The organism is Xenorhabdus lircayensis (assembly GCF_016306625.1).
GTDB lineage: Bacteria > Pseudomonadota > Gammaproteobacteria > Enterobacterales > Enterobacteriaceae > Xenorhabdus > Xenorhabdus lircayensis.
Genome location: NZ_JACOII010000031.1, coordinates 72,480 through 85,287, shown reverse-complemented (window position 1 = coordinate 85,287; position 12,808 = coordinate 72,480). Strand labels below are relative to the sequence as shown.

Annotated in this window: 11 protein-coding genes and 1 pseudogene; 6 read left to right on the top strand and 6 right to left on the bottom strand. The window is 42.5% G+C overall.

Annotation, left to right across the window (positions count from 1 at the left end; genetic code table 11):
* Window positions 1-135 precede the first annotated feature (135 nt).
* The 3 genes from cvpA to H8A87_RS08010 are packed head-to-tail and all read left to right on the top strand — an operon-like array spanning window position 136 to window position 2,804.
* Window positions 136-624: a colicin V production protein gene (gene cvpA / locus H8A87_RS08020; RefSeq protein ID WP_198689456.1), complete on the top strand. Its 489-nt coding sequence runs from the start codon at window positions 136-138 to the stop codon at window positions 622-624.
* Window positions 625-656: 32 nt separating this feature from the next.
* The gene (gene purF, locus H8A87_RS08015; RefSeq protein ID WP_198689455.1) at window positions 657-2,174 is read left to right on the top strand and encodes an amidophosphoribosyltransferase; all 1,518 of its coding nucleotides are present in this window, start codon (window positions 657-659) and stop codon (window positions 2,172-2,174) included.
* 45 nt (window positions 2,175-2,219) lie between these two features.
* Entirely contained in the window at window positions 2,220-2,804 is a 585-nt protein-coding gene (locus H8A87_RS08010; protein WP_198689454.1) for a UbiX family flavin prenyltransferase, read from the top strand.
* A 96-nt stretch (window positions 2,805-2,900) separates the two neighbouring features.
* On the opposite strand, the gene H8A87_RS20320 is transcribed toward H8A87_RS08010, so the two are convergent.
* The 6 genes and pseudogenes from H8A87_RS20320 to H8A87_RS07985 all read right to left on the bottom strand — a co-directional run bounded on the left by H8A87_RS20320 (window position 2,901) and on the right by H8A87_RS07985 (window position 6,188).
* Window positions 2,901-3,173: a hypothetical protein gene (locus H8A87_RS20320; protein ID WP_198689453.1), complete on the bottom strand. Its 273-nt coding sequence runs from the start codon at window positions 3,171-3,173 to the stop codon at window positions 2,901-2,903.
* A gap of 54 nt (window positions 3,174-3,227) precedes the next feature.
* A complete protein-coding gene (locus H8A87_RS20440; RefSeq protein ID WP_198689494.1) occupies window positions 3,228-3,485 on the bottom strand; it encodes an alanine--tRNA ligase-related protein in 258 nt (85 codons plus the stop codon).
* A gap of 158 nt (window positions 3,486-3,643) precedes the next feature.
* A pseudogene (locus H8A87_RS20435) lies at window positions 3,644-4,008 on the bottom strand (IS1 family transposase).
* A gap of 53 nt (window positions 4,009-4,061) precedes the next feature.
* Complete coding sequence (locus H8A87_RS20430) at window positions 4,062-4,334, bottom strand: IS1-like element transposase (protein WP_408646881.1); 273 nt, start codon at window positions 4,332-4,334, stop codon at window positions 4,062-4,064.
* Window positions 4,335-4,507: 173 nt separating this feature from the next.
* Window positions 4,508-5,416 carry a TIGR01777 family oxidoreductase gene (locus H8A87_RS07990; protein ID WP_198689452.1) on the bottom strand — a complete coding sequence of 303 codons (909 nt, stop codon included), beginning with the start codon at window positions 5,414-5,416 and terminating at the stop codon, window positions 4,508-4,510.
* A gap of 151 nt (window positions 5,417-5,567) precedes the next feature.
* Entirely contained in the window at window positions 5,568-6,188 is a 621-nt protein-coding gene (locus H8A87_RS07985) for a glutathione binding-like protein (RefSeq protein ID WP_198689451.1), read from the bottom strand.
* Window positions 6,189-6,390: 202 nt separating this feature from the next.
* Here H8A87_RS07985 and yfcD point away from each other — a divergent pair, with 202 nt between their 5' ends.
* From yfcD to H8A87_RS07975, 3 genes are all read left to right on the top strand, one after another.
* A complete protein-coding gene (gene yfcD / locus H8A87_RS07980) occupies window positions 6,391-6,921 on the top strand; it encodes an NUDIX hydrolase YfcD (RefSeq protein WP_198689450.1) in 531 nt (176 codons plus the stop codon).
* Between the two features lie 555 nt (window positions 6,922-7,476).
* Entirely contained in the window at window positions 7,477-7,947 is a 471-nt protein-coding gene (locus H8A87_RS20425; protein ID WP_408646880.1) for a DUF6347 domain-containing protein, read from the top strand.
* A gap of 321 nt (window positions 7,948-8,268) precedes the next feature.
* Window positions 8,269-12,798, top strand: coding sequence for a type I polyketide synthase (locus H8A87_RS07975; RefSeq protein ID WP_198689449.1), 4,530 nt, complete (start codon window positions 8,269-8,271; stop codon window positions 12,796-12,798).
* Window positions 12,799-12,808 lie beyond the last annotated feature (10 nt).

Here is a 12,808-nt window from a genome sequence, read left to right as displayed (position 1 = left end):
GGGAAGCCAAAAGCTTTCCGTGAGGGGATAACAAATTATTTTCAGTAGAGTGATAAATCTACTACGCAAACGTTTTCGTTTTCTGTTAGAATGCGCCCGACTTGAATGTCGGGGGCCTATTTTTTGGATTAAAATATGGTCTGGATTGATTATACGATTATTGCCATCGTTGGTTTCTCGGCACTGGTTAGCTTGATTCGTGGTTTTGTTCGCGAAGCGCTTTCCCTGATAACTTGGGGTTGTGCTTTCTTTGTCGCAAGCCACTTCTATACTTATCTGGCGGTGTATTTGACCCGTCTTGAAGATGAAATGGTGCGTAATGGGGTAGCGATTGCTATCTTATTCATTGCAACACTGATTGTTGGCGCAGTAGTGAACTATGTAATTAGTTCACTTGTTCAGCGAACTGGCCTATCAGGTACTGATCGGGTTCTAGGGATCTGTTTTGGGGCATTGCGCGGCGTATTGATTGTGTCTGCTATTCTGTTTTTTGCGGATTCTTTCACGCCACTTCCCAAAAGTCAGGATTGGCAACAGTCACAACTGATCCCACAGTTCAGTCAAATCATCAGGTGGTTTTTTGACTACCTGCAAAGTGCGTCGAGTTTCCTGCCGGAGAGATAACCCTCTCCGCCTGGCTGATGAGGAAAGACTACATGTGCGGTATTGTCGGTATCGTCGGTTTGACACCGGTTAACCAGTCGATTTATGATGCTTTGACGGTGCTTCAGCACCGTGGGCAAGATGCAGCAGGCATTGCAACTATTGATAGTAACAATGAATTCCGTTTACGTAAGGCCAATGGTTTGGTCAAGGATGTGTTTGAAACACGGCACATGTTACGTTTACAGGGAACAATCGGTATCGGGCATGTCCGTTATCCAACGGCGGGCAGTTCCAGTGCATCTGAAGCGCAACCTTTTTATGTGAATTCTCCTTTCGGTATCACGTTAGCGCATAACGGCAATCTGACAAACGCACATGAATTGAAAAAAATGCTGTTTGAAAAGGCCCGTCGTCATGTCAACACCACCTCTGATTCTGAAATTCTCCTGAATATTTTTGCTAATGAATTAACCCAATTCTCACATTTTCCGTTGGAGCCTGACGATATTTTTGCGGCAGTCGCGAAAATGCACAGGAAAGTCCGTGGTGCTTATGCCTGTATTGCCATGATTATTGGGCATGGATTGGTGGCTTTTCGTGATCCGCATGGTATCCGGCCTTTGGTGTTGGGAAAACGCACACTGGAAGATGGTCGCAATGAATACATGGTGGCATCGGAAAGTGTGGCACTGGATACATTGGGCTTTGAATTCCTACGTGATGTGGCTTCTGGTGAAGCGATTTACATCACCGAAAACGGGCAGTTGTTCACCCGCCAGTGTGCAGAAAATCCGTCATTGACACCTTGTCTGTTCGAGTTCGTCTATCTTGCCCGCCCTGATTCCTTTATTGACAAGATCTCGGTATATAACGCACGGTTGCGGATGGGTAAGAAGTTGGGCGAAAAGATTGCCTATGAGTGGGAAGATTTGCACATTGACGTTGTTATTCCCGTACCGGAAACGTCTTGTGACATTGCGCTGGAAATCGCCCACATTCTGGATAAACCCTACCGTCAGGGATTTGTTAAAAATCGTTATGTCGGACGCACCTTCATCATGCCCGGCCAGCAGGAGCGGCGTAAATCGGTTCGTCGTAAACTGAATGCTAACCGTGCTGAATTCCGGGGTAAAAATGTCTTGCTAGTGGATGACTCGATCGTGCGTGGGACAACCTCAGAGCAGATTGTAGAGCTGGCGCGTGAAGCAGGAGCCAAGAAAGTCTACTTTGCCTCAGCAGCACCGGAAGTTCGTTTCCCGAATGTCTATGGTATTGATATGCCGAATGCCAATGAGCTGATTGCCCATGGTCGGGAAGTGGATGAAATTCGCCAGATCATTGGTGCTGATGCACTGATATACCAAGATCTCCATGATCTTGTTCAGGCTGTACGGGAAGAAAACCCCGATATTGAAAAATTCGAATGCTCCGTATTCGATGGCATCTATGTGACGAAAGACATTGACCAGACTTATCTGGATTATTTGGAAAACCTGCGTAAAGATGATGCCATGAAAGTGCGTGGACAGAGCGAAATAGAGGATCTGGAAATATATAATGAAGGGTAATATTGTTATTATCATTGAATTATAGCCAGAATCTCAGAGGAAAACATGAAAAAATTGATTGTCGGGCTGACAGGAGCAAGTGGTGCGATTTATGGTGTCAGGTTACTGCAAGTTTTGCAGCCAGTAGAAGGCATTGAAACGCATTTGGTGATCAGCCAATCAGCCCGGCAGACACTGGCATTGGAGACGGACTATAATTTGCGGGATGTGCAGGCTTTGGCTGATGTGGTGCATGATAATCGTGATATTGCTGCGTCCATTTCCTCAGGGTCATTTAAAACATTGGGCATGGTGATCTTGCCTTGTTCCATAAAAACCTTATCGGGTATTGTGCATAGCTATACCGATGGTTTAATTACCCGTGCCGCAGATGTTGTCTTGAAAGAAGGTCGCAAGTTGGTGCTGGGGGTGAGGGAAACGCCCCTGCATTTAGGTCACTTGAGATTAATGACACAGGCGGCTGAAATCGGAGCAGTGATTATGCCACCTGTTCCCGCATTTTATCATCGTCCTGATCATATTCAGGATATTATCGACCAGACTGTCAATCGGGTGCTTGATCAGTTTGATATCGACCTGCCAGAAGATCTATTCAACCGCTGGCAGGGAGCTAAACCAATTGAGGGGTAGTTCTCAAATTTAGCAGACTTGAGCTGGTTTCTAAAATCTATTGGGGCTAGCCCCAATAGATTTTAGAAAAGGCACTATTTTAGATATTTATAACTTTCAATCTATTAAAATGGTTTCTATTCTATTAATCCCTTTTCCTTTATTTTTTCTCGAAAGTTTTATCTTTCCTATTTCTTTAGTATTAGAGACATGAGTACCACAACATAACATCTTTATGTTGCAGCAATGCCAATATCTTAGCCCATCTTCTTTAGTGAATGTGATTTCATTTTCTTGGAAAATGAAATTATTAATTTGTGTTTCGAGAGAAGCAAGAGATTCAGGAGTGATACTTTCTGACATTTTATAGTCAGTTCTATCTTTCTCCACGTTAACAAAAGAACCTTCTACTGAGAGAAAACTATGCATTTGTCTTACAAAATATTAAACGATATGGCTTACAGAGTGTAATCGCATTGTTCTTAATCGATTTTCAGCATTAATGGAGGCAGTAACTTGTTGCCCTACTTCGAATGTTGAAGTGTCTGCATAGTGCTTTATCGGAGAGGTAAAAGATAGTTTGTTATTTTCATTTTGTTCATCTTCAACACTGACGGCAGTAACAACCATTCCATCGATCTTACCTGTATCGTAATTTTGATTTCCTGATAATGGATAAAATAGCGTTTTGTCTAGAACAATATAATTTCACCAACATCGATGACTCGAGCATTAAACGTATTGTCATAAGGTACATCATCAAAAAGTCTTTCTGTCTGCAACATCATCGCCTCCAGGAATTAAAGGGAATAGAAAAAAGGAATAAGAAATGGGTCACGTATTCAATACGTTGATTAACTCTAAATATAATATTCTCTTTCAATAAAAGTACCGATGACTTTATCATGCATTTCTGGCGATTTTGAATAACCGAGTGTTTTACGGTTCAATCGCTTAATCCGATTACGTAGAGTGAGATTTTTACGTTCGATACGTTGTGTGAAACTTTTTCCGATGAGGTGCTTATTCGTCGGTAACATATTGTAAAAATTTAAATTATCTGTACACCAGAAAGCTACGTTGAATCGAGCGAGTTTTTTAATAACTTCTTGAGTGTTTTCTTGCTCCGCCTTCCGAAAATATGAGCAATGATACGTTTCAGACGGGGTTCCCAAGCATACCATAACCAGCGTTGTTGCTTTTTATTACCCACAAAAGATCCCATCTCGTCAACTTCGCAGATAAGCTGTATATCCGAATTATCGAGAGGAAACGTTGTTACACATCGTGGGCAGAGTTTTTTAGTGTGCGAACAACCGCATTAATGCTGATATGTAATGCCCGGGCGGTATCACTAATACCTGAGTTATTCATTGCCAGATCAACAGCTTGTTCTTTGATTCCGGCCTGACAGGCGCGATAGGAATAGTCGAGTTGGAAAGTCCGATTACAAGACAAACAACGATAACGCTGATAGCCTCCTTTACCTTTACCCTGTTTTTTAACCTCTTTTGTCTGATCACAAAATCGACATTTAACTTCTAACTTCAACCATTGCCACTCACATTCTCCCCATAAAAAATGGCTATTATACCTGAATAACAACGCCTTGAATACGCAACCTATTTTTTGTGCTTCTATCGGTTTTTTTCTAGTTTAATCAACTTACTTATAATAATGATGAGCAAGAATGCTGTTGTGATTTACTCGCAACAGCATATTCTTTATTTATCTGATACCCTTAATACATCTTGTAAGGCTTCCTCTAGCTGAAAATAGCGGAAGCCAAATCCGGCTTCTTCCAGTTTATTGGGTATGGCTTGTTGCCCACCTAAAATTAACGCTGCCGATTCCCCCATCATCGCTTTTAACACAAATGCAGGAAGGCGAACAAAAGATGGACGATGCAATGCCTTCGCCAATATGGCACTGAATTGGTCATTATGGACAGGATAGGGTGATGTCATATTAAAGGGGCCATGTAACTCAGGCGATACCAGCAGGTAATAGATGCCATTAACCATATCCTCAAGGTGTATCCACGGCATATACTGCTTGCCATTGCCGATTGCTCCACCTAAGCCTAACCGAAACAGCGGCAGCATTTTTTGCAATGCTCCCCCTTTTTTTGCCAGCACAATACCGGTGCGTAGCAGGCATACACGGGTTTTATCACTTTTTGCCTGTAAGGCCAGCTGCTCCCAACGATCACAAAGCTGATGGACAAACTCATCGCAAGGAGGATCATTTTCGGTAACAACTGATTGCCCCTGATCGCCATAATAACCAACGGCTGAACCGGAAATAAACACAGACGGAGGCGATTCACTGGCGTTGATCAACTTGCTCAATTGTTCAGTGAGTTGCCAGCGGCTTTGGCAGAGTTTCTCTTTTTGTTTTGGCGTCCAGCGCTTATTTATAATGGGTTCACCAGCAAGATTAATGACGGCATCAAAGTCGTTGAGATCGTGTTGGTCATTTAGCGTTGTCCAACATTCAACGCAATCAGAAAATAGCGAGTACACCTTTTGCGGTGAACGACTCAAAATGGTGATGGAATGGGAGAGCGAAAGTAGTTGGCAGGTCAAGTTATGACCAATCAACCCCGTTCCCCCCGTAATTAAGATACGCATAGCCACCCCCTGTGACGAAAATAAATAATCGTTTGTTGACTATAACAAGGGATGGCTTATTTGACAGCGAAATATGCTATTATCTGTTATCAACTTCAAGTTTTTTGGTGAAAAATTTCGCCATTAACTGAATTATTTGTACGGATTACAGTTAGGCATCATTGTAAGTAACCTGTGTTGCAGGACGTTGTCTGATCTTCTCAAGCCATTTTTCAACCGCAGGATAATCCTGCAAATCGATTTTTTGATGCTCATAACATTTAGCCCATGGATAAGTGGCAATATCCGCGATACTGTATTCGTTCCCTCCCAGATAGGCCGTTTTTTCCAGTTGGGTATTCAGTACCTTATATAAACGTTTTGACTCTTCCACGTAGCGTTTAATGGCATAAGGTACGACTTCAGAGGCATATTGATTGAAATGGTGATTTTGACCGAGCATTGGGCCAAAACCAGCGACTTGCCAGAATAGCCACTGCAATTGTTCGGTGCGTTCACGTACATCTTTACTTAATAGCTGACCTGTTTTATTTGCCAGATAAAGCAAAATGGCCCCTGATTCGAAGATGGAGATAGGTTCTCCCCCATCGGCAGGTTGATGATCGATGATGGCTGGGATCTTATTATTGGGTGCAATGGCAAGAAATTCAGGTGTGAATTGTTCGCCAGTGCTGATATTGATGGGATGGATGGTGTATGGTAGGCCAACTTCTTCAAGAAATAGGGTGATTTTATAGCCATTAGGGGTTGGAGCATAATATAGATCTATCATATAACCTCCAGTAATAATAACTCTTTGATAAATATAGCGGAATTACATTACCATTATTTGTCTGTAAAATGTTACAAATTTCTTATGTCAGTGTGAGTGGACTTATTTTAGCCAGTTATAGTAATGCTTACCCATTTTTAGCCCCCCTTAACTGGGGCGTCACAGTCAAAACTGGCATGCAAATTATTTAAAGGTTTTCAGGATGGTGCAAGAAAAATTGGTAAGTATTGAATGGATTGATATCGTCAATGAAGACAATGAAGTGATTGCGCAGGCAACTCGTCAGCAGATGAGGGCGCAAAACTTGAGGCATCGTGCTACTTATATTGTAGTGCATGATGGTATGGGCAAAATTCTGGTTCAGCATCGTACAGAGACGAAAGACTTTTATCCGGGAAAATTGGATGCAACGGCAGGTGGTGTCGTGATGACGGGAGAAAATTTGCTTGGTGCTGCCCGCAGGGAAGCGGAAGAAGAGTTGGGGATCGCAGGTGTTCCTTTTGCCGAGCATGGTATTTTTTACTATCAAGAGGATACCTGCCGTATGTGGGGAGGCTTGTTTAGTTGTGTCAGTCACGGGCCGTTTGCACTACAGGAAGAAGAAGTGATGGCTGTTTATTGGTTAACGCCAGAAGAAATTACTGCCCGTTGTGATGAGTTCACACCGGATTCACTGAAAGCCCTCTCTCTGTGGTTAGCACGCAACAATCAGGTGGAATTGCCTAAATATTGATAATGTAATCATTCTTCTTATGTATTTAAGATGTAAGCCCCTCTTTTGAGGGGCTTTTATCTCAATTGCATCAGTATGATGAAACGTGACTTGAATTAAACTTCAAAAAAATTAAACCAAGAAAAATTATTCACGGGATTAAAAGCCCGAGAATAAAAGGGTAATGCTGTAGTGAAATGATTTATAAATCATATAATCGAAACAATATTTGCTTATAGGTCTATTAAAATAGATTATCAATAATAATTATCTAACTGTCGTTATTATTCTGGTTTTATATTCTTTTTTTTAACTAGTTTTAAGTAATTACGCTTTTAGTGGGTAATGAATTTACATTAACTTATTGTTTTTAAATGGAATAAAATAAAAGCCATTATTTTGCTGATTTTTTTAAAAAAATTGAAAGAAAAATCAAATGAGGGTATATAAATATAGCGTTAAGGAAAAACGTCAAAGAGTTATGTTTGTCTGACATTCATAATCAATTTTGTAACATGGAAAATAATAAATATAAGATAATCACTATTGCTAAAATTATAACAAGGTAAAATCGTTATGATTGCATTTAACCTCAAAAGAGGTCTAATTATGATTAATTCCAATAGTGCTATTGCCCGTATCTTTTTTGATATGGCTATCATTAGTGGAATTTCTCTTTTCCTGATGAAAATATGGCGGTTTTCCTCGTCTGTTAGTGTTTTCCTGGCATTGTTTTTATTTGTGTTTTTCATAAGGTTTTCTTTGGAAATGATTTATTCTGTCATTAATATTCTCTCTTCTAAATATATTGGTCGGATCCTATTAAATAATGTTATAGCATTAATAGACTTTAAGAAGAGTTATCGAAATATTTTCCGGAAATGGGGGCTGATTATCTTCTATACATTGATGTTTAATGTTTTATCAATCCTACCTTTTTATTTTTTGTTACCACATTTTTCCTTATTATTCCAAATCAGTCACTGGTCAGAGTTGGTTGCTAGTTTATCATTTTTGGAAGGTGATAAATCCATTGGTAAAGATTAAATGTGTTTTCAAAATAAATATGATTGTTGCTTGAATTATGATGGTCTTGTACGTATTGTGCCGTATTTTTATCTGTTGATTATTTTCCCCCTGTGCTTTATGAAAAGGAAAAGCAAAATAATTATCAATAAAATATAAGTAATAATATTGTCAGAATATTTCGGTAATCTACTTTGGCTAATAAAAGGCCCGTTCATATAACAAGAATGTATTAAGTAGATGGAGAATTGTTTTTTCTGGCTGAGGATGACAGTAAAAACACTCAATCCAGTAAATATATGCTGGATGCAGGGGTTGTTTTATTCAACACACGAGGAATGTATGTCTGAGACATATTTTTTACATGATAGGAAAAATCGTGGGGATATTGCGATCGTTGGTATGGCGAGTCATTTCCCAGATGCACCGAATCTATATAAATTCTGGGAAAATATCATAAATAAAAAAGATTCATTGACCGATATCAAAACCAAGTCAGAAGATGAATATTGGAAAAAAGAAGATTTTTACGATCCAGATCCAACCGTAGCTGATAAAACGTATAGTCATCGCGCTGGTTTTGTACCTGAAATTGATTTCGATCCCGTGGAATTCAAGATCCCGCCAGCGATTATCGATTCGATAAGTACGGCACAGTTATTTGCACTTTATGTTGCCAAACAAGTCATGCGGGATGCAGGTCTGATTGGGCAGGGAAATAGCAAAGTCGATCTTGATCGAGTTGGCGTCATTTTAGGGGGCGCGGGAAATGGTAATACATCATTTTCACTGGCTGCCCGCCAGCAGTCTCCTTATTTGCGTCGCATCATGATTAATTCTGGCCTGTCAGAAAAAGTGGCAAATGAGATTATCGAACGGGCACATGGCATGTACCTTGAATGGAGTGAAGACAGTTTCCCGGGATTTTTGGGAAATGTCGCCTGTGGTCGAATTGCCAGTTATTTCGATCTCGGTGGTACATCTTATATGGTCGATGCGGCCTGTGCCAGCAGCCTTGCGGCAATCAAAGCGGCGATTGGCGAACTGCATTCCGGCAGTTGTGATGCCGTGCTAACGGGCGGCATCAATTTAGAGAACTCCATCTTTTCATTCTTGTGCTTTAGCAAGACCCCGGCATTGTCAAAAAGTCACTTATCCCGTCCTTTCGATCAAAACGCCGACGGTATGATGTTGGGGGATGGTATAGGGATGTTGGTACTGAAACGCCTTGAAGATGCCGAGTTGGATGGGGACAGGATTTATGCTGTTATCAAATCGATTGAAGCCTCCAGTGATGGCCGGGCCAAGAGTATCTTTGCTCCACGTAAGGAAGGGCAGGTTAAGGCGTTAAAACGCGCTTATATCAGTGCCGGGATCCAACCCAATGATATTCAATTGGTGGAGGCGCACGGTACAGGCACGGCATCGGGTGATGATACAGAACTGAAAAGCCTGCATGCGATGTTTGGTGAATACCAAGTTCCCTCGAAATCAGTAGCGATTGGGAGTATCAAGTCTCAGATTGGTCATACCCGTTGTGCGGCGGGGGCCGCATCTATGATGAAGGTGGCACTGGCACTGCACCATAAGGTTTTGCCTCCGACCATCAATGTAGGGACGCCCACCGGCTTGCTGAAGGCAGAAGACAGCCCTTTTTATGTCAACAGTGAGGCCAGACCCTGGTTGCGCCCATTCAGCAGTGCCCCGCGTCGGGCAGCCTTGAGTGCCTTTGGCTTTGGTGGCACCAACTTCCATGCCATTTTGGAAGAGTATGAAAAGCATACACATGGGCGTTATCGGCTGAATGCATCACCGTGGGTCGTGCTGTTCAAAGGCGATAATCCAGTAGAATTGCTTTCTCAATGTGAAGAATCCCTGTCCCGTTTCAGTGGCAAATTACCTGATATCGCTATTTCCCAGCATCTTGAACAGCAAGATATCGACGGTTTACTGCCACAGCAGGCCAGATTACTGTTTGTATCCCAGTCCGCAGAACAGGTAGTTGAACTACTATCCATTGCGATTAAACAGCTACGGCAAAACAGCACCCGTGGTTGGGAACATCCGCGCGGGATCTATTTCCAGCCACAGGGGAAAATGCTGGATGGCAAGATAGTTGCCTTGTTCCCTGGTCAGGGATCGCAGTATGTCAATATGGCGCGTGATATCGCCAATGATTACCCCGAAATGCGTCAATCACTGGAAGCACTGGATGATATTGCCATCAATGAATTAGGGCATGAACTGTCGTCAGTTATCTATCCGATACCCGCATTTTCAGAAGAAGAGAATCAGGCACAGCAACAACGGCTGACGGATACTGCCAATGCCCAGCCAGCATTGGGCGCGATTAGCGCGGGCTATTTCAATGTATTGAAAAACATGGGATTCACCCCTGATTTTGTTGCAGGGCACAGTTATGGTGAAGTCACGGCACTTTGGGCGGCAGGTGTCATTTCTGAGAAAGATTTCCATCGTGTTTCCCTTGCAAGGGGATGGGCAGCGGCCTCCGCCAGTGATCATCGTGGAACAGAGAATAGCGAAAGGCGTGATGCAGGGGCAATGCTGGCGGCATCACTCCCCCAAGCACAACGTGCTGAAATATTGAAGCGTTACATCGGCATTATTATTGCCAATGATAATTCGGATCAGCAGGTGGTATTTGGAGGGGCGACCTCCCTGATTCACCAACTTCATGATGAGTTGAAAAAAACAGGGATACATTGCCGTATTTTGCCCGTGTCTGCGGCCTTCCATACTGAATTTATCCAGCCGGCCTATCAGCCTTACCGTGAACGGTTGGCCGACATTAATTTCAAATCACCGCAATGCAAACTGTTTTCCAGTGCAACAGCGGAACGTTATGGGAATTCTCCGCAAGAGATTCGGGAATTATTGGCTGAACAATTGATCAAGCCAGTGAGATTCCGTCAAACCATTGAAGCCATTTATCAGCAGGGCGGCCGGCTGTTTGTTGAAGTGGGGCCCAAAGGGATACTGGGTAAGTTAGTGGCCGATATTCTGAAAGACAAAGCGCACGAAGTGATTTCCGTTAACCTCAATGACAAGGGTGAAGAGCGGTTACAGTTTGCCCGCGCTCAGGCCCGATTGTTGGCAGAAGGGGTGAGGCTCAAAGAAATCAATCAGCACATGCGTCTCCAACCGATGGAAGAAGACAAGAGTAAACGTCTGACGTTCAAACTAACTGGCGGCTTTTTCTTTTCCCAGAAAAGTTGGGCGCGACGTCAAAACGCGTTACGGGATGGCGACTGCACCATAGTTAATGAATTTATTACTGAGTCTGCATCAAAACTGATGGCTCCAGTTATGCCGTCACAACCTAAAAAAGAAGAGCAATCCCAAAAAGAAGAACAATCTTCAAAAGAAGTGCAATTCAAACAAGAGGTATTACCGAAACAAGAAGCCCCACTGAAACAAGAAGCACTACTGAAACAAGAAGTACCCGTTAAAAAAGCAGTACAACATCAACAAGCAGTCGTGGCAGAAAAAGTGACAAGCAACATCGAAGAGGAAATCGAACAGAACGTCGAAAGTAAAACAACTTCTACCTACTTTATTTCACAAAACATGATTTCACAAAACATGATTTCACAAAACACGATTCCACAAAACATGCCGACAACTATTCAAAGACGAGATAACAAGATGGAACAGAATACCCAGTTGAGCGAAGTTTCAGATGTAAATATGTTAAATGGGCTGTTACAGGCACAGCAAGTCATGAGCCAGCTTCATGAACAATTCCAGACTAATCAAAAAGATTATATTCAACTGCTGGGGATGTTGTTGGATAAACAATATACCTTGCTGGAAACCTGTAAGGATAACCAGAATCTGCCAACCATGCTATCGAGTCTGAACCAGAGTATTCAATTACTGGACAAGAATCTTGAATTGTACCACTCCAACCATGAACATTATTTCATGGCCCAGCAAGGCTTGTTCCAATCAGGAAAAATGGCACCAGTAATGGTATCCACCAAGCGTTCAGCACAGCCTGTGATGGAACACTCAGCTCCGGTTAAAGTGGCGTCTGCACCCGTGTCATCAGTATCATCTACGCCAGTACCATCTACACCAGTACCATCTACTCCAGTAACATCTACACCAGAAATGAGAGTGGACACTGCGCCTGTACAAAAAACCAAGCCAGTTGACGCTAGCCCGTCAGTTGACACGATCACAGAAATTGCATCAGTACGTCCAATCGTTCCACCGATGCCAGAAATGCCAGTAATGTCATCCACATCTATATCCACACCGACAGAGGTAGCGGAACCGGTTAAACCCATCGCTGTATCGACTGAAACCCAAGTCAAGCCACTTGATCCTGAAGTAGAAAAACAGCTCCAGAACTTTAAACAAATTACTGAAGAAAAAATTATCAGCCAACTGATCGCTATCGTTAGTGAAAGAACTGGTTATCCGCAGGATATGATCACGGCTGAGATGGATCTGGAAGCTGATTTGGGTATCGATTCCATTAAGCGACTAGAAATCTTTGGAGCCATGTTCGATGCGTTCTCGGCAAATGCGGGTATCTATCATGACGCTTCTAAGAACCGGGATCTGGACGATCTTGATATCGATTCTTTAAGCAATATCAGCAAAATGTCGGTGTTCTTCAAACAGATGATAGATGAAGCTATTAAGACCCTGCTTAATCAGGAGGAAGAGACCGTTGAGCCGGAAAAAAATACCTCAACAGTCGAGTTTTTCCTCGGAGACAGAGAGCAGGAAAAGAACGAATCCCATGAATCTGTTAAAACAGGATCAGAAGCGACATTGCGGTCATTTGGGTTCGTGGCCTCAACCACCGACACATTTGAGGTGGCTGGCGCAAAAAAGTAACAGAACCACA

Excerpts from the sequence above, each read along its gene's own strand:
- cvpA (WP_198689456.1), top strand. The coding sequence starts at position 136 with ATGGTCTGGATTGATTATACGATTATTGCCATCGTTGGTTTCTCGGCA.
- purF (WP_198689455.1), top strand. The coding sequence starts at position 657 with ATGTGCGGTATTGTCGGTATCGTCGGTTTGACACCGGTTAACCAGTCG.
- H8A87_RS08010 (WP_198689454.1), top strand. The coding sequence starts at position 2,220 with ATGAAAAAATTGATTGTCGGGCTGACAGGAGCAAGTGGTGCGATTTAT.
- H8A87_RS07990 (WP_198689452.1), bottom strand. The coding sequence starts at position 5,416 with ATGCGTATCTTAATTACGGGGGGAACGGGGTTGATTGGTCATAACTTG.
- H8A87_RS07985 (WP_198689451.1), bottom strand. The coding sequence starts at position 6,188 with ATGATAGATCTATATTATGCTCCAACCCCTAATGGCTATAAAATCACC.
- yfcD (WP_198689450.1), top strand. The coding sequence starts at position 6,391 with ATGGTGCAAGAAAAATTGGTAAGTATTGAATGGATTGATATCGTCAAT.
- H8A87_RS20425 (WP_408646880.1), top strand. The coding sequence starts at position 7,477 with ATGATTGCATTTAACCTCAAAAGAGGTCTAATTATGATTAATTCCAAT.
- H8A87_RS07975 (WP_198689449.1), top strand. The coding sequence starts at position 8,269 with ATGTCTGAGACATATTTTTTACATGATAGGAAAAATCGTGGGGATATT.